This window comes from Nonomuraea fuscirosea (genome assembly GCF_035917475.1).
GTDB classification, from domain to species: Bacteria; Actinomycetota; Actinomycetes; order Streptosporangiales; family Streptosporangiaceae; genus Nonomuraea; species Nonomuraea fuscirosea.
This window is the reverse complement of sequence record NZ_CP109074.1, coordinates 3,719,072-3,735,678: the sequence shown is the minus strand read 5'-3', so window position 1 is coordinate 3,735,678 and position 16,607 is coordinate 3,719,072. Positions and strand designations below refer to the sequence as shown.

The window sequence follows — 16,607 nt, the reverse complement described above, 5'->3', positions numbered from 1 at the left end:
CCTTCCGGGCTGACGCGAGGAGTCACTGCCCTGGCGGGGTGACTCGTCCAAGCGAGTGGCGTTTCAGGCGGCCCTGACGGCCAGGCCGGGGTAGTCGAGGACGAGGCCGGACTCGTCGTACGTCAGGCGGCAGGCGACGTCGAAGACCGGCGCGGCGTAGTCGTACCGCTGTCGCCCGCCGTCGTCGGGCAGCCGGGCGTAATGCTGCTCCAGCCGTTCGACGGCCAGGTCGGCGGCTCGGACGAAGGCCGCGGGAGCAGGCGAGGCGGCGCCCACATCGAGGTGCAGCCGGTGTACGGGGAACGCGTTGGTGAGGGCCGAGGACTCCAGGTCGACGTCGAGGCATCCGTCCAGCCAGGGTGCCGGCTTCCCGTCCAGCCGCCAGTGGCCGGCGCCGTCGGTCTCCAGGATGAGGTGACGCTCGCCCCTGGCGGAACGGCTCGTCAGCCGGGCCGAGCGGGTGGCCCAGCCCGGGTCGAGCTCGATGACGTAGTCGAAGACCCAGGCGTCGCCGTCCTCGACCGCGGTCGTGCAGCCCTCGACGCGACAGCCGCCGGGGGTGGAGCGGAGGTAGACGACCTCGAAGCCGGTGCGTACGCCGAGGTGCTGCCAGGCCGCGGTGCCCGGAGGCGGGGTGAAGACCGTCATGGCCGGATCATGCCACCGGCCACCGACAGAAGTGGCCGGCATGTGGACCCCTGCGCGTGCGCCGCCCCCCGCGTCCGGGTCCCGCCGCGTGCGCCACCCTTCCCGGCGTCCGGATCCCGTACCCATGCCGGGAGCACCGCCCTGCTGACGTGCGGAGAAGTCGCGCCGAAGCCCGTTTGTGCACGTCGTCGTGTTCGCTTGGAGATTCCAGTGAACGGCGGAAGGGAATCGGTATGCGTACCTGGCGGAAGCTATCGCGACTCGCGGCCGTGGGCACGGTGGCCGCGTGTCTGGCCGTCAGCGGGGCCTCGGCGGCGGTCGCCGGCCAGAGTGCCTCCGCGCTGACCTGTGGCGGGAACGTGTTCCTCGACGGGCTCCGGGCTCTCGAGATCACCGAGAACGGGCACGACGAGGTGTACATCAACACCAGCACCGGGGTGAGGGTCTGGCCGGTGACCGCGGACTACGTGTCGATCGCCGTGAACCAGCGGGTCGAGGTCGACAAGTGCGTGGCCCCGAACGCGGTCCTCTACCTCTGGGAGGAGGACACCCTCGACGTCGACGACTACCTGGGCGCGGTCGCCATCGACGGCGACAGGACCAAGGACTACTTCTTCGCCGGCGGGCCCGGGCTGTACCGGATCGGCGCCGTCGCTTGAGCAGGCTCCGCCGGCGGATGGGGTCAGGAGGCGGGTGGGGGCGCGCTGCCGTTGTAGAACGGGTTCTCGGGCAGCCGCTCCGGAGTGACCAGCAGCCGGATGACGCCGGCCTTCACCTGCCACGCGTTCCAGACCGTCCAGCCGGATCCGACCTGGCCGGCGGTCATCGGCTCGAAGGACAGGCCGCCCGTACGCTCGTCCGTGCGGATGAGGCTGAACACCGCGGTCAGGTCACGGTCGCGCGCCTCGGCGAGGATGTCGGCCACGGGGCGGCCCTCTCTCAGCTTGACCCCGTCGAACATTTCCCCCGGCGCCATGGCCGAGTCGAAGTTGGCGTACTCCTCTCCGGGCTGCGCCTGGCGTCCCAGCTTGACTTCCACATGGCCGGTGAAGGCGGCGGGGATGCGCATCACCATGGCGCAGCGGCTGTCCTGTCCTGGCCGGCAGTCTTCGGGGGTGGTCTGCACGGAGAGGGAGACGCCGTCGATCACGGGGCCGGAAGGCTCCGGCCTGACCTCCGGGCGGGGGCCGCTCGAACGCTGATCCCAGATCATCGTGCCCAGGATCTTCCCCGCGCTGCCCGGCGAGGCGGGCACCAGGCGTAGTTCGACGTTCAGGCCGACCGCGTGGAACGCCTGGGTGTAGGTGTCGTAGTCGGCGAACGGGTCCTTGATGTGCGCGACGTACTGGTCGCCTTCCAGGTGGATCTCCATCGCGGAGTTGGCGTAGGACACCGCCGCGCCGCGTCCGTCCTCCAGCAGGCTCGGCCCCACGACGATGCCCGTGGCGAGCACGGCCGCGGCGGTTAGGCCCAGCGCGAGCCGCCGGGGACCGCGTGCGGCGAAGCGGCGGGGACGCCCCGGCGCTCTGCCTGCGCCGCCGGGCTCCTGCATGCCGGCGGCGACGTTCGGCTCCCGGATGCCGGCGGCGACGTTCGGCTCCCGGGTTCCGGCGGCGGCGCCCGACTCCTGGGCCACGATCGAGGCCAGCAACGCGCGTGCCCCCGTACCGGACGCGTGGCTGTCCGGCCGTCCAGGCGCGACCCGGGACAGCGGCCTGAGGTGTGCGTTGAGCTCTTCGACGTTCCTCACAACGGCCTCCCCGCCGGAATCATCCGGCTTGACGTGGTGAACCGGACCCCGGCTTCGTCGAGCGCGCGGGAGAAGCGCCTGCGGGCACGGTAGAGCCTGATGCGTACGGCGTTGCGGGACAGCCCCAGCATCACGGCTATCTCCGCGCGCTCCAGCCCCTCCCAGGCGACCAGCGCGAGCAGCTCCCGGTCGTCGTCCGGCAGGCTGCGGAACGCCGCGCCGATCGCGCTCAGCTCGACGCTGCTCCCGGGAGCGTCCTCATAGAAGCCGGTCAGCTCGGCGTCCAGCTCGACGCTGCTCAGCCGCTGCCTGGCCGTGCTCCGGCGGTGATCGGCCAGCACCTTGCGGGCCACCCCGTACAACCAGAGTCTGATCTCCTGCCCCGGCGGCAGATCGGCCCGCCGGCGCCAGGCGATGGTGAAGGTCTCCGCCACGACGTCGGCCGCGTCCTGCGGAGAGTCACAGCGGCGCGCGGCGTAGGCCGCGATCTGGTCGTACGTCTCCCGGTAGACGGCCTCGAATCCGGCCACCCCGTCGTCATCCACGGGCGCTCCCCATGGCTGATCTCCTTGTCAGTACCAAATGCGGACATCTCCTTACATGGCAGGAACCGGCCCATCATTTCGGGTGGATCGCAGAAATTTCCGACTGAGGTGGGACACGACAGTCGGCGGGGCGGGGCGATCTTAGGTCTTCCCAGGACGCGAGCGGCGGGTGTATCTGTAGGGAAATCGATTTGCATGGCGCGTCATTCTTCGAACAGCTCGGCGAAGGAGAAGGCGATGGCAGGTCACGAAGGTCTGCGCCGGAGGTCGTTCATCAAGGCCGGCGGCCTGGGAGCCGCGGCGTTGCTGGGTGGTGGCACGTCGGCGTTCACGGGCGCGGCCTGGGCGGCGCCGTCCGGCCGACCGGACCGGTCGCCTCTCTCCGGCGGGCCGGGGCAGGCGGCTCCGTCCGGACGGCTGCACCGGGCGGCGCTGGCCAAAGGGATCCGGTACGGCTCCTCGGCCGCGACGTGGCAGGTGCAGCCGGACGCCGGCTACGCGGCGCTGTACGCGCGGGAGAGCGGGATGCTGCTCACCGAGGACGACCTGCTGTGGTACCGGCTCAAGCCGACGCCGGACGCACCGCTGGACTTCGGTTACGGCGACCGGATCGTGTCGTTCGCCACCGGTAACGGACAGCCGATGCTCGCCGCCCACCTGGTCTGGGACGAGGGGCTGGGTGAGGGCTGGGAGCCGGATGCCCTGTTCGGCCTCGGCAGGCGGGAGGCGCGCGAGCTGCTCTTCGGGACGATCCGGCGGGAGGTCGCCCACTATGCCGGACGGGTGCGGGCCTGGGTGGTGGCCAACGAGGTGACCGACGGGGAGGACAAGGACGCCAACGGATTCTGGACGGCCGAGCCCTGGTACCAGACGATCGGGCCCGGCTACGTCGAGGAGGCGTTCCGGCTAGCCCACCGGTGCGACCCCGGCGCGCTGCTGCTCATCAACGAGTTCGGGTTCGAGACCGGGCCGGACGCGCCCGCCCGCCGCCGGTCGATGCTCAAGGCCATCGACCATCTGAGGAGCAGGAACGTCCCGGTGCACGCGCTGGGGATCCAGGCGCACCTGAACGCGGACGGGTTCGCCCAGAGCTTCGACGCACCCGCCTACCGGGCCTTCCTGTCGGCCGTCGCGGCGCGTGGCCTGTCCGTCTTCATCACCGAGATGGACGTCCAGGACGACGGGCTGGACGCCGACATCCCCAGCCGGGACGCGGCCGTGGCGGAGGTGTACGCGCGCTACCTGTCCGTGGCCCTTCGCGAGCCCGCGGTGAAGGTGGTGCTCAACTTCGGGCTGAGCGACCGCTACACCTGGCTGCAGGAGGACTATCCGCGCCCGGACGGCGCCGCGCGGCGGCCGCTGCCGTTCGACGAGGACCTCCAGCCGAAGCCCGCCTACACCGCGATCCTGCTCGCCTTCCAGCGAGCCCCCGCCCGCCCGCCGCTCTGACCAGCGACGGACGCCGACGAGCGGGGTGAGCGCCGGGGTCGGTGCGGGGTGCGTCAGAGCCGGTCGCCGTACGTCTCCACCGCGTTTTCGCTGCTCACCCGCTGCCTGATCGCCGCCGGCAGCGTCCCCAGCGCGTGCCGCGGGTCGTCGAAGTCCCAGTGCGGATAGTCGGAGCTGAACATCAGCGTGCGCTCGGCGTGGGCGATCTCGCAGAGCACGTGCAGATGGTGGCGGCGCTTCGGCTCCGGCAGCGGCTGCGTGGTGAACCGGACGTGGTCCAGGATGTACTCGCTGGGCAGCCGCCGCACCCAGGGCACCTCGTCGCGCAGCCCTCTGACGTTCTTGTCCAGCCGCCACATCACGTCGGGGATCCAGCCCAGCCCGCCCTCGGTGACGATCACCTTGAGGTTGGGGAAGCGTTCGAACACCCCGTGGCAGACGAGGCTGATCACGTTCGCCTGGAACACCTGACTCAGCCCGCTGTGCCACTCGACGTAGTACGTCGGCGTCCCGCCCGCCATCGGCGGCGAGGTGCGGAAGATGCCCTCGCCGGAGTTGGGGTGGACGGCGACCGGCAGGCCGAGCTCGTTCGCGGCCTCGTAGATCGGATAGTAGTGCCGCAGCCCCATCAGCGTGTCGGTGAGCGGCAGCAGCACGCCGACGAAGCGCCGGTCCTCGGCCGCGCGCCGGATCTCCCTGGCCGCGAGCAGCGGGTCCCGCGCGCCGACCACGATGTAGCCGCGGTAGCGGTCGTCGGCGTCGAACCAGGTCGTGGCGAGCCACCGGTTGTAGGCCGAGGCGATCATCGCCGCGGCGTCCGGGTCGGGCATGGCCCCGAGTCCCAGCACCTCGCCGCCGATGAGCACCGCGCGGTCGATGCCGTTGCCGTCGAGCAGCTGCCGGGCGGTGAAGGCCGGGTCGGCGCCCGGCGCGGAGCCGTCCGGGGCGCGGGCGTCGTCGCGCAGGACGCCGGCCTGGTTGACGTAGAGCATGTTCCGCGGGATCGACACCGCCTCACGATGCCCGGTCGTGGTCAGGTTCCGCCGCTCGTCCAGGCCCAGGCGGCGCTGCTCGGCCTGGGACAGGAACGGCCTGAGCTCCGCGAGGCCGTGCTTGGTGATCGGGTGGACGTCGCAGTCGACGAGCCGGTAGCGGCTCGGCGCGGACGCCTCGGCGCGGGGCTGGTCACGCGGGTCGGCCATGGGAACTCCTGTCCGGGCGATCGTTGCGGAGGCGGTGCGAAGCCCTCATAGTTATGGATAGCAAATCGATTGGCATGGCGGTAGAGGATCGTGGGGGTGCGCGTGGAGATCCTGGTCGGCAGCGTCGAAGAGGTGCGCGGGGACGGGTGCAGGACGGTCGAGGTGAACGGGCGGCCGGTCGGCGTCATCAGCGTCGGTGAAGAGTTCTTCGCGATCAGCGACCGGTGCCCGCACATGGGCGCGTCGCTGTGCACGGGCTCGCTGAGCGGCACCCTCGTCGCGGCCGGCCCGCACGAGTACGTCTACGGCAGGGCCGGCCGAGTGATCCGCTGCCCCTGGCACGGCTGGGAGTTCGACCTGGAGAGCGGCCGCTCGCTGCTGGAGCCGGAGCGCGTCGGGCTCAAGACCTACCGGGTCACCCAGCGGGACGGCCAGGTCGTGCTGCACACGTGAGCGTCCGAGCCACGTCCGCCGTCACCGCGCCCGGCCCGGGATGGACGGTGTCTCCGTGTGCAGGTCGGGTCCGAAGAACAGGAACACCATCAGATCCTCCTGGCCTGTGTTGACGACCTCGTGCTCCCGAGTCGCCGCGTCGAACGTCACCACCAGCTCGTCCATCCCCGGCTCGCCCCCACGCACCTCCTGCCCGGCGTACCTGCCCTCCCCCGTCCAGGCGAACACGCTGTACACGCCGGGCTCGCGCACCCGGTGCACCCCGCCCGGCGGGACGACGAGGCGCTTGCCCGCGTACTTCCCGGTGTTGTAGAAGACCCAGGTCTCCGCGCCGTCGCCGTCCGCGCCGGCGACCGGCAGCGGGCTGAGGTGGCGGTTCTCGTAGAACCAGGGGTCGCCGTTGACCTCCCAGTCCACGAAGCCGAGCGGGAACCGCTCACCGTGCTCGGCCCGGTCGCCCGGGCGGACGTCCTTGAACAGCAGGTCCTTGGAGATGATCCGGCCGGCGTTGAGCGCCTGGAACATCGCCAGGACGTCGGAGTCCTCCTGCAGTTCGAGGGTGAGGGCGGTGCCGGGGGCGTGCAGCACGCCGGACGGCACGTGGAAGCCCTCGCCGGCGACCTGGAGCTCCGCGCGGGCGTGCCGCAGGATCAGGTCGCTGTCCCAATCGACGAGATAGGGCAGCAGAACGTCGTACGCGGCCCGCTCCGCGATCCACGGGTGCACGCCGAAGAACGTCTCCGGATGCGCGCCCGGCTCGGCGCCCGGCAGGAAGTGGTACGACTCGTCCTTGGCGTTCCGGCCGACCAGGGAGGCGAACTTTTGGGGCGGATGGATGTGGTACGGCAGCCGGTAGGCGTAGTCGAAGATCTTGGCCAGCCGGCCGAGCCCGGCGGGGTGCGTGGCGGCGTACGCCGCGCCGAGGATCGCGGCGGGGTCGGCGGTCACGGCGTCGCGCAGCAGGAGCCGTTCGCCGTGCTCCCCCACGACGTGGCTGAGCCCTTCGTCAGGGGGGCCGACGCGGTTGTCGGCTTTCGTCGTCGAGGCGAGCCACCGCTCGCAGATCGCGCCGCGCTCCCCCGCGTCGTAGGCGTGCTCGGGCAGGCCGAGCCGCCGGCCCGGCGGCAGGAAGTCGCGCGCGACCCAGGCGGGCGCGCACCTCAGCACGCCGTTCCCGGCTTCGAGCAGCCGGGCGAGCACGCCCCGCGCCTCGTTCCGATGTGCCGGATGTGCCGTCGTCATGTCACCCCTTGATCCCGGTGAGGGCGATGCCCTGCACGAACCTGCGCTGGAAGACGAGGAACACGACGATCATAGGCAGCGCGGCGATCACCGAGCCGGCGAACAACAACGTCCACGACGTGCGGTTCTGCACCACGAAGAGCGCGAGGCCCACGGGCGCGGTGATCTTCTCCGGGCTGGACATGATGATCAGCGGCCAGAAGAAGTCCTCCCACGCCCCCTGGAAGGTGAAGATCGCGTTCGCCGCGAGGGCCGGGCCGCACAGCGGCAGCACGACGGAGCGGAAGATGCGGAACTCGCCCGCGCCGTCGATGCGGGCCGCCTCCAGCAGCTGGTCCGGGATCGAGAGCATGTACTGGCGGAGCAGGAAGATGCCGAACGCCGACACGATCCCCGGCATGATCAGGCCCCAGTAGGAGTCGAGCCAGCCGTGCCCGCCGTTCCCCGTCCAGTCGTTGCCGCCGAAGAAGGGGATGTGCTGGATGATGAGGTAGTTCGGGATGAGGGTGACCTGCCCGGGGACCATCATGGTCGCCAGGAAGAGGACGAAGATCCCGTTCCGTCCGGGGAAGCGGCGCTTGGCGAAGCAGTAGGCGCACAGCGCGTTGAAGAACGTCTGCAGCACGGTGATCGTGACCGCGACGACGGCGCTGTTGACGAACCACCGCCAGTCGCCGTGCCCCTGGGCCTGCTGGGCCTTGGTGAGCTGGCCGACGTTCAGAAAGCCCTTGTACCCCTCCAGCGTCGCGTCCTGCGGGATCCAGTGCGGCGTGCTGGAGAAGATCTCCCCCATCGGCTGGAACGAGGCGCTGACCAGCCAGGCGAACGGCGCCAGGAACAGGATGGCGAGCGGGGCGAGCACCAGGTAAGTGAGCGCCTTCTGCCGCAGCCCGAACTGGCCGGTCATGCGACGGCCCCGCGCCGGGCCAGGCGCAGTTGCAACGCCGTGAAGACGAGCAGCATGAGGAAGAGCGCGAACGCCAGCGTGCTGGCGTAACCCATGTCGAAGTACTTGAACGCCCAGAGATACATGTAGTAGACCATCGTCGTCGTCCTGTTGACCGGTCCGCCGTTGGTCATCACGAAGATCTGGGTGAAGACCTGCAGTGAGCTGATGATGCCCATGACGAGCAGGAACAGGGTGGTGGGCCGGAGCATGGGGATCGTGACGTACCGCAGGCGGTGCCAGGCGCCGGCGCCGTCGATCCGGGCCGCCTCGTAGAGCTCCTGGGGAATCGCCTGCAGCCCGGCGAGGTAGACCACCATCGAGAATCCGGCGCCCGCCCAGACGCTCATCAGGATGACGGCCGGCATCGCGATGTTCTTGTCCGACAGCCACAGCAGCGGGTCGTCGATGAGGTGCGCCTGCAGCAGGTAGTAGTTGAACAGTCCGTAGTCACTGTTGTAGAGCCACTTCCAGAGGATGGCGGAGACCACGAACGGGGTGACGACGGGCAGGTAGAACGCGGCCCGGAACAAGCCGCGCATCCGCAGCGGCAGGTTGACCAGCAGCGCGAGCAGCAGTCCCGTCACCATCGAGAGCGGGACCGAGGCGCCGCTGAAGTAGACGGTGTTCAGCACCGACTCGACGAACCGCTCGTCGTGCATCATGTCGCGGTAGTTGTCCAGGCCGACGAACGGCTTGTCCGGCTCGATGATGCTCCACCGGTGGAACGTCAGGTAGACGGCGAAGACCAGGGCGGCCAGCGTGAAGACCGAGAAGATCACCATGCCGGGCAGCAGGAAGACGTACGCCGAACGTTCCTTCCAGACCCGGGCCGGGAGGCCGCGCCTGTTCATGCCTTGTCCTCTCCTCCGTACGCCGCCCGACCTGACCGCTCGCCCGGTCAGCCGCGGGCGAGGATCGCCCGGCCCTGCGTGGCGGCGTTGTCCAGCGCCTCGGCCGGGGTCTGCTCGCCGTAGATGGCCTTGCTGAGCTCCTCGTTGAGCACGGTCTCGATCCGCGGATACTTGGGGTTGGGCGCCGCGCTCGCGACGCCGCAGGCCATCAGGTCGGCGAACGGCTTGAGCACCGGCTTCTCCTTGGCCAGGTCGTCGCTGCCGAGCAGCGCCTTCGTCGGCGGCAGCAGCGTGCCCTCGGTCTTGTACGTCCACGCGGCCAGGTTGTCCGGCTGGGAGAGGAACTCCATCCACAGCCAGGCGGCGTCGGAGACCTTCGTCTTGTTGAACATCACCAGTGAGTCCCCGGCGATGGTGGTCTTGCAGCCGGCGGCCCCGTCGGGCAGGGGCGCCGCGGCCCACTTGCCGGTGATCTTGGGGTATTCGTCCGCGAGGGTGCCGGCGAACCAGGCGCCCGCGACGTACATCGCCACGTCGCCCTTGGCGAAGGCCACCCGGCCGTCGTAGGAGTTGGAGTTGAAGTAGTCGCGCGGGGCGTACTTGGCCAGGTCCACGTAGAAGGCGGCGGCCGTCTTGCCGGCCGCGCTGTCGAAGGCGACGTCCTTGCCGTCCTTGCTCAGGGTCTCGCCGCCGGCCTGGTAGAGCCAGGGGTAGAAGTAGTAGGCCGCCTCCGAGGCGAACACCTCGAAGCCGTACTTGCCGTTCGCGGCGTCGGTGAGCTTGGCGGCGGCGGCCTTGAACTCCTCCCACGTCTTCGGCGGGCCGGCCAGGCCGGCCTCCTTGAAGCGGTCGGTCCGGTAGAACAGGCCGGTCGTCTCGCCGTCGAACGGCAGCCCCCACATCTTGCCGTTCCAGGTGACGAACGTCTTGAAGCCGTCGACGTAGTCGTCCGGCTGCACCACCTGGCTGCGGCTCATGTAGCCGCCGAGGTCGACGAGCGCCCCTCGGGCGGCGTAGTCGTTGGTGTCGCTGGCGTTGATGTAGGCGACGTCGGGGGCGGTGTTGCCGGCGATGCGGGTGCTGAGCACCTGCTGCGCCTGCTCGGCGGGGGCGTTCTCGAACTTGATGGTGATGTTCGGGTGCTTGTCGTGGAACTCGGCGGCCATCTTCTTCATCTGGGGTTCGTTACCGACCCAGGAGAAGAACGTCACCGTCTGCGGCGAGGCCGGGTCCGCCACCGGGCCCGCGCCCTTGCCCACGTCGGTGTTCGGCCGCTCGGCGCCGCCGCCGCACGACGCGAGGCTCAGAGACGCCGCGAGCGCCAACGCGATGACCGCCGGAGCCGACCGGGATCCATGGATTCTCACCACACCCGCTCCCTACTGCCTAGAGGAGATACGGAGTTCCTGACCTGATGCAAATCGATTGGCGTCCTGGCGGGCAGTCTCGCCAAGAGCTGAGCGTTTTGTCAATGGATTCACTTGGCGTCCGCGCAGATTGTGACGGCCCCGAGATCCCCCGGGAGCGAGCCGCTCCAGCCGGTCCGATGCGGCGGCGCCCGACACGTCGATCATGACGACCGACCCGTCAAATCGTTTTGCCGCGGGATTCCCAGTAAGATACCGCCATGTCCAGGAGCGAGAGCGCGTCGAATCAACACTCTCGCGTGACAATCGCGCAGGTCGCCAGCCACGCGGGGGTGAGCCCCACGACCGTCTCCCACGTGTTGTCCGGCAAACGCGCGGTCGGCGCGGCCACCCGGGGCACCGTGCTGGCGGCCATCCGCGAGCTCGGCTACCGGCCCAACATCGTCGCCCGCAACCTGCGGACCAGGCGGTCGCACATGATCGCGGTCGTCGTCCCCGACATCACCAATCCGTTCTACGCCGTGCTCACCCGGGGCCTGGCCGACGCCGTGGACGCCGCCGGCGTCGGCACGTACGTGTGCAACACCGACGGCCAGCACGAACGGGAGCGCAAGTTCTTCCAGGACGCCCTCGACCGCGGCGTCGACGGCATCGTCTTCGCCTCCGGCGAGACCGCCTCGCAGGTCGAGTTCGGGCAGGTCGAGCAGCAGACCCCCATCGTCTGCGTCGGCGGACAGCTCGACCATCCGCTGTGCGACGCGGTCATCCCCGACGACGAGACCGGCTCCCGCGCCGCCGGCGCGCTGCTGGCCGCGCGCGGCTACCGGCGCATCGCGATGATCCAGGGGCCGCCGCACTACGGCATGACGCGCACGGCGGGCTTCCGTTCGGCGATGCAGGCCGCGAAGCTGAAGGTCCCGGGCGAGCGCATGGTGCGCGGCGACTGGACCCGCAAGGGCGGTTACGCGGCCATGCGGACGCTGATGGCGCTCAAGGCCCGGCCCGACGCCGTCTTCTGCGCCAACGACCTGATGGCGATCGGCGCGCTCGACGTGGCCCACGAGCTGGGCCTGTCCGTCCCTGACGACGTGGCCATCGTCGGCTTCGACGACGTCGACGCCGCCACGATCGTGACGCCGCAGCTGACCACCGTGCGCAACCCGGCGTACGAGGCCGGCGGCACGGCGGGCGACCTGCTGATGAGCCGGACGTCCGGCCGCTACACCGGGGCCGGGCGGACGGTCGTGCTGCCCTGTCAGCTGGTCGAACGCGGCACCGCCTGACCCGCCGGCCGTCACGCCTCCGGGAACGTCACCACCGCCTTCACGAACCCCTCGGGCTTGTCGCGCAGGGTGACGAAGGCGGCGTTGATCTCCTCCAGCGGGAAGCGGTGGCTGACCAGGCCGTCCATCGACAGCACGCCGCCGGACAGCAGCCGCATCCCGGTCTCCATGCCGCGCATGATCACCCCGACGTCGCGGAAGTGGGCGTTGACGATCGTGAAGGCCATCCAGTTCCAGTAGGAGAGCGGGACCGTGCGGTCGGCGCCCTGGTGGAAGCCGACGATCGCGATCGTGCCGCTCATCCGGGTGACGTCGCCGCACGCCGTGAGCGCGGGCTGGGTGCCGGTGCACTCGAAGGTGACGTCGGCGCCGCGCCCGCCGGTGAGATGGCGTACGACATCGGGCAGCGACTCCTTCGTCACGTCGACGGTGCGGGTCGCGCCGAGCCGCGCGGCGCGTTCCAGCGCGTCGGCGCGGGCGTCGGCCACGATCAGCTGCCGGGGGCCGCGCAGGGCGGAGAGCCGCTGCACCAGGTTGCCCATGAACCCGGCCCCGATGACGACCACGTCGTCGCCGAGGCGGGCACCGGCGGTCTCGACGGCGTTGAGCGAGCAGGCGATCGGCTCGGCGAGCGCCTCGTCGAGGGGGCCGTCGCCGGCCGGGAAGCAGTACGCCGCGCGCACCGCGACGTACTCCGCGAAGCCGCGTTCGGTGACCCAGACGCCGACGCGCTCGCCGACCGCCGGCTCGGTGACCTCCGCGCCGGCCGCGGCGACCACGCCGCTGACCTCGTGGCCCGGGTAGCGGGCCTCCCCTGGTGGCGGCCCCGTCTGCCAGGTCTCCAGCTCCGACGCGCACACGCCCGAGGTCACGACGCGGATCAGCACCTCGCCGGGACCGATCGCCGGGACCGGAGCGTGCTCGATCTCGAAGGTCTCGCGCCCGCGCAGCGCGGCGATCCTCACGGCAGCTCCCCGTCGTGGAAGACCACGATCGTGTACACGCCCAGCGAGTCAAGCCGTACGACGTGCGCGTCGTCCTCGCGGGCCGGCGTCAGCGGTGTCCGCGTGCCGTCGCTCGCGACCATGGTCGCCTGTCTCCTGGCCTCGGGCAGCCGCACGCGGAGCGGCACCCCGGTGAGGGCTCGTACAGCGTCGGCGTCGCGGTCGTAGTCGTAGTTGACCAGGTGCAGCGCGTAGGAGCCGTCGGCGAGGTGCTGGAGGTTCGCGGCGACCTGCGCGGTGGTCCCGACCTGCCGGCCGTGCGGGAGCAGTTCGCCGAGCACGTCGTGGCGGGCGGTGCGGACGCCCGGGTGCGGCGGGAGTGAGCGGGCCGCCCGGTCGGTGACGACGACCGTCCCGCCGGCCGCGAGGTACCCCTCGACGGCGGCGGCCTGGCTCGCGGTCAGCGCGTGCACGTCCGGCAGGATCACGGTCGAGTAGCGCAGCAGCGCCTCGGCGCCGGACCGGTCGGGCGCGGTGACGCCGTCCGGCCAGATGACCACGTCGTACGGCACCGCGGCGTCCGACAGCGTCCTCGTCACGACGCGGTACGGCACCACCACCGACTCGTCGCGGGCGTTGCTGGTGTTGTCGCTGACGTCCGCCTTGCCGATCAGCTCGCGCGTGCTCTCGACGCTGAAGACGACCGCGACCTCGTTGGCGGTCCTGCGCGCGAACAGCCATTCGTGGCCGGCCAGGAACGCCTGGATCTCGCTCGCCAGCTCGTGGGGGGCGTAGAAGGAGTCCTCGATGACGCTGCCCATCCAGGAGCCGTAGGGCACCGACATGTTCGCGCCCATCGCCGCCGCCTCGAACGACGACAGCCGGAACAGGTCGTGGCCCCTGCCCTTCCCGAGCAGGCCGATCAGCTCGGGGACGACGCCGCCGTACGGGTTCTCGACCACGACGACGTCCTTGTCGCCGGCGAACGCGGCGACGTACCGGTACCACTCCGGCTGGCGGTAGGTCGTGTTCCGCATCTCCGTGATGATCAGGTCCACGTCGTCGGCGAGGGCGAGGTACATCGGTTCGAGGTTGAAGAAGTTGCCCGAGACGATGATCTCGCGGCCGCGCGACCTGCCGTACGCGCGGGCGAAATCGGCGAGCTCGGCGAAGTACTTCTTGATCGACCGGCACTGGAAGGCGTAGTAGTCGCCGAACAGCGGCGCCGACGCGCGGTCGGTCTTGAAGTCGTGGCCCTGGGCGAGCAGCCAGTCGCCGTAGTGGAACGTCTCCAGGTCGACGCCGTCGAGCAGCGCGTTCGCGGGCCTGCGCTCCTGGAGGTAGGCGCGGAAGCCCTTCATGCAGTCCTTGCAGAAGCAGGCGCCGTACTGGAACGCGCCCATCGGCAGCTCGGCCTCGTCCAGCTGGATGCCGTCGACGCCGGCGTCGATCTGGATCCTGATCACGGCCTTGAGGTACTCGCGCCAGACGGGGTTGTTGCGGTCCATGTAGAAGCACTGGTGCTCGCGATCGGGGCATTCCACCCAGTGCGCGTGGCAGGGCCGGCCGTGGATGTCGCGGGCCACGCACTCCTCGATCAGGTCGGTGACCGGCTCGCCGTCGGAGTTGACCAGCCCGCCGGGGAAGTAGTGCTCCACCGGCTTCCAGAGCTTCGGGTAGCGGTTGGCGGAGAACTCGCGCAGCCCCATCCAGTCGCGCTTGCCCGCGCCGCGCAGCTCGTTCAGGGCGAGGACGGCGTCCTCCGCGTCGGTCAGCTCGACCGGGAACTCCCAGCCCTGGGCCTCGAACACGATGCCGAGCACCTTGATGCCGCGCTCGTGGCAGGCGGCGATGAACTCGCTGTCGTTGACGAAGCCGTAGAAGCGGGAGCGGGCGTCGACCGGGCCGAACGCCTCCTGTTCGAGGTACGGCAGGGCCAGCGAGCCGCCGCCCATGGCCGCCCACACCAGCACGGTGGCGTGGTAGTCGACCAGGTCGTCCACCATGCGCAGGCGGCGCGGCGGAAGGCTCGGGTGGTAGCAGTGCTGGCGGGGGAACCAGGCGTCGAAGTAGACACCGCGGTGCATGGACGAGCCTCCTGGCGGGTCGATCAGGTGCGGGCCGATCAGGTGGGTCGAGCAGGTGCGGGCGTGCGAGGCGATCAGGTGCGGACGTGCGGCGCGGTCAGGCGCGGATGTGCGGGCGGTCAGGCGCGGATGTGCGGGCGGTCAGGTGTGGATGTGCGGGGCGAGGGTGGCCTGGGCGATGGCCAGGCCCTGGCGGACGCGGCCGGGGTCGCCGCTCCAGACCGGGTCCTCGTGTTCTACGGAGACGACGCCGTCGTACCCGTTCCCGCGCAGCGCGTCGATCAGCCGCGGCCAGTCGACCTCGCCGTGGCCGGGGACGCGGTAACGCCACCAGCCGCTCTCCCAGGGCCGCCGGCCGAGCACCTGCCCGAAGATCCCGTACCGGTTGCGCGCGTCGGGGTGCACCTCGACGTCCTTGGCCTGGACGTGCAGGATCCGTTCCGCGTGCGCCTCGATCGCCGCGACCGGGTCGATGCCGAGCCAGACCAGGTGCGAGGGGTCGTAGTTGAGCCACAGCCCGAGCTCGGCCATCCAGCCCCACAGCTCGGGCGAGTAGGCGAGGTTGGCCGGGTAGCCGTCGGGATGCCAGCCCTCCATCGGGCAGTTCTCGATCACGAGGCGGACGCCGCGGGCGGCGGCGTACTCGGCCAGCGGCGGCAGCACCCGTTCGGCCAGCCGCAGGTTCTCCGCCGTCGTGAGCGTCACGTCGCGGCCGACGAACGTGCCGACCAGGCCGACGCCGAGCAGCTGGGCGGCGTCGACGCACCGGCGCAGGTGCTCGTGCGTCGCCGCGCGCACCTCGGGGTCCTGGTGCAGGTTGTTCTCGTAGTACGCGACCGCCGACATGCTCAGGCCGTGCCGGGCGAGCAGCGCGTTGACCCTTTCGGCCTCAGCCGGCCCGAAGTCCTCGACGTCCAGATGCCCGGCCTCCCAGTCGCGTCCCGGCCGCCTGGGCCAGGCCGCGACCTCCAGGGCGGCGTACCCGTGCGCGCCGGCCCAGCGGGCGATCTCCTCCAGCGGCTCGCCCGGCAGGCAGGCGGTCAGCAGTCCCAGCCTCATGCGCCGGCCGGCGCGTTCGCGTAGTCGTTGCCGGCCAGGTCACGTCCCCGGGCCAGCCAGATCCTCCAGCCCTCGTTCTGCGGGACGTCGCGCATCTTCACCGAGCTCGGGAAGTACCGCATGGTGTAGCCGGTGCGGCGCCTGGCGCTGGTGTTGGCCCTGGCGCCGTGCACGATCCGGCCGTCGTGCATCGAGAACTCGCCGCGGCGCAGCTCGAAGGAGACGGCCTTCGACTCGTCCACCCCGGCGAGCTCGGCGTGGAAGGTCTGCTCGGTCATGTCGGTCGGCCGGTAGCCGTCGGAGAAGCCGCCGTTCAGGTGGGAGCCGGGGATGACCCTCATGCAGCCGTTCTCCTCGGACGAGCCGTCCTCCAAGGCGAGCCAGATCGTGACGATGTGGTCGTAGTCGTCGAACCGTCCCTCCCAGAACGCGCTGTCCTCGTGCCACGGCGTGGCCCGGCCGGTGAAGGGGTCCTTCGAGATGAAGTGACTCGACCAGAGGGCGATGTCGGGGCCGATCAGGGGCTCGATCCAGTCGAGCACCTCGCCGGAGAGCAGCAGGTCCAGCAGCCGTTCGTCGCGGTAGTGCGGCGTGTCGAGCTCGTCGGAGAGTTTGTCGCCCTTGTCCCTGAGATGCTCGTTGAAGATCTGCTCCAGCCAGGAGAGGCGGGCCTCCGGCAGCAACGGGCGGCCCGGCAGCAGGTAGCCGTGCTCGCGGAAGAACGCCACGTCGGCGTCGGTCAGGGTCTCGGTCATCGCGGTGGCGCCTTTCTGGGGTG

General features: G+C 70.6%; 16 protein-coding genes. 4 read left to right on the top strand and 12 right to left on the bottom strand.

Annotated features, from left to right (window positions below):
- Positions 1-63 precede the first annotated feature (63 nt).
- Positions 64-648: a putative glycolipid-binding domain-containing protein gene (locus OIE67_RS16900; protein WP_326641347.1), complete on the bottom strand. Its 585-nt coding sequence runs from the start codon at positions 646-648 to the stop codon at positions 64-66.
- 233 nt (positions 649-881) lie between these two features.
- Here OIE67_RS16900 and OIE67_RS16895 point away from each other — a divergent pair, with 233 nt between their 5' ends.
- Positions 882-1,307 carry a hypothetical protein gene (locus tag OIE67_RS16895; protein ID WP_326641345.1) on the top strand — a complete coding sequence of 142 codons (426 nt, stop codon included), beginning with the start codon at positions 882-884 and terminating at the stop codon, positions 1,305-1,307.
- 23 nt (positions 1,308-1,330) lie between these two features.
- Here OIE67_RS16895 and OIE67_RS16890 read toward each other — a convergent pair whose 3' ends face one another.
- Together OIE67_RS16890 and OIE67_RS16885 are read right to left on the bottom strand one after the other, a co-directional pair.
- A complete protein-coding gene (locus OIE67_RS16890) occupies positions 1,331-2,398 on the bottom strand; it encodes a hypothetical protein (protein WP_326641343.1) in 1,068 nt (355 codons plus the stop codon).
- Positions 2,395-2,943: an RNA polymerase sigma factor gene (locus OIE67_RS16885; RefSeq protein WP_326641341.1), complete on the bottom strand. Its 549-nt coding sequence runs from the start codon at positions 2,941-2,943 to the stop codon at positions 2,395-2,397. Before OIE67_RS16885 ends, OIE67_RS16890 begins: the two co-directional genes overlap by 4 nt.
- A gap of 237 nt (positions 2,944-3,180) precedes the next feature.
- On the opposite strand from OIE67_RS16885, the gene OIE67_RS16880 reads away from it, so the two are divergent.
- On the top strand, positions 3,181-4,392 hold the full coding sequence (locus OIE67_RS16880; RefSeq protein WP_326641339.1) for an endo-1,4-beta-xylanase: 1,212 nt from the start codon (positions 3,181-3,183) through the stop codon (positions 4,390-4,392).
- Positions 4,393-4,445: 53 nt separating this feature from the next.
- On the opposite strand, the gene OIE67_RS16875 is transcribed toward OIE67_RS16880, so the two are convergent.
- On the bottom strand, positions 4,446-5,594 hold the full coding sequence (locus OIE67_RS16875) for an amidohydrolase family protein (protein WP_326641337.1): 1,149 nt from the start codon (positions 5,592-5,594) through the stop codon (positions 4,446-4,448).
- A gap of 96 nt (positions 5,595-5,690) precedes the next feature.
- Here OIE67_RS16875 and OIE67_RS16870 point away from each other — a divergent pair, with 96 nt between their 5' ends.
- Positions 5,691-6,047 (top strand): Rieske (2Fe-2S) protein, encoded by a 357-nt coding sequence (locus OIE67_RS16870; protein ID WP_326641335.1) that lies wholly within the window; start codon positions 5,691-5,693, stop codon positions 6,045-6,047.
- A gap of 21 nt (positions 6,048-6,068) precedes the next feature.
- Here the strand turns inward: OIE67_RS16870 and OIE67_RS16865 are convergent, their stop codons facing one another.
- Genes OIE67_RS16865 through OIE67_RS16850 form a run of 4 tightly spaced genes read right to left on the bottom strand, consistent with a single transcriptional unit; the run spans position 6,069 to position 10,456 of the window.
- Positions 6,069-7,289, bottom strand: a complete 1,221-nt coding sequence (locus OIE67_RS16865) for a hypothetical protein (RefSeq protein WP_326641333.1) — start codon at positions 7,287-7,289, stop codon at positions 6,069-6,071.
- A 1-nt stretch (position 7,290) separates the two neighbouring features.
- Positions 7,291-8,196, bottom strand: a complete 906-nt coding sequence (locus OIE67_RS16860; protein WP_326641331.1) for a carbohydrate ABC transporter permease — start codon at positions 8,194-8,196, stop codon at positions 7,291-7,293.
- Positions 8,193-9,089, bottom strand: coding sequence for a carbohydrate ABC transporter permease (locus OIE67_RS16855; RefSeq protein ID WP_326641329.1), 897 nt, complete (start codon positions 9,087-9,089; stop codon positions 8,193-8,195). Before OIE67_RS16855 ends, OIE67_RS16860 begins: the two co-directional genes overlap by 4 nt.
- 47 nt (positions 9,090-9,136) lie before the next feature.
- The gene (locus OIE67_RS16850) at positions 9,137-10,456 is read right to left on the bottom strand and encodes an ABC transporter substrate-binding protein (RefSeq protein WP_326641327.1); all 1,320 of its coding nucleotides are present in this window, start codon (positions 10,454-10,456) and stop codon (positions 9,137-9,139) included.
- Between the two features lie 299 nt (positions 10,457-10,755).
- Here OIE67_RS16850 and OIE67_RS16845 point away from each other — a divergent pair, with 299 nt between their 5' ends.
- Positions 10,756-11,739, top strand: coding sequence for a LacI family DNA-binding transcriptional regulator (locus OIE67_RS16845; RefSeq protein WP_326641325.1), 984 nt, complete (start codon positions 10,756-10,758; stop codon positions 11,737-11,739).
- Positions 11,740-11,750: 11 nt separating this feature from the next.
- Here the strand turns inward: OIE67_RS16845 and OIE67_RS16840 are convergent, their stop codons facing one another.
- From OIE67_RS16840 to OIE67_RS16825, 4 genes are all read right to left on the bottom strand, one after another.
- Positions 11,751-12,704, bottom strand: coding sequence for a zinc-binding dehydrogenase (locus tag OIE67_RS16840; RefSeq protein ID WP_326641323.1), 954 nt, complete (start codon positions 12,702-12,704; stop codon positions 11,751-11,753).
- Positions 12,701-14,770 carry a hypothetical protein gene (locus OIE67_RS16835; protein WP_326641321.1) on the bottom strand — a complete coding sequence of 690 codons (2,070 nt, stop codon included), beginning with the start codon at positions 14,768-14,770 and terminating at the stop codon, positions 12,701-12,703. Before OIE67_RS16835 ends, OIE67_RS16840 begins: the two co-directional genes overlap by 4 nt.
- Before the next feature lie 141 nt (positions 14,771-14,911).
- Complete coding sequence (locus OIE67_RS16830) at positions 14,912-15,829, bottom strand: sugar phosphate isomerase/epimerase family protein (protein ID WP_326641319.1); 918 nt, start codon at positions 15,827-15,829, stop codon at positions 14,912-14,914.
- Positions 15,826-16,584: a phytanoyl-CoA dioxygenase family protein gene (locus tag OIE67_RS16825; RefSeq protein ID WP_326641317.1), complete on the bottom strand. Its 759-nt coding sequence runs from the start codon at positions 16,582-16,584 to the stop codon at positions 15,826-15,828. The genes OIE67_RS16830 and OIE67_RS16825 overlap by 4 nt, the downstream gene beginning before the upstream one ends.
- Positions 16,585-16,607 lie beyond the last annotated feature (23 nt).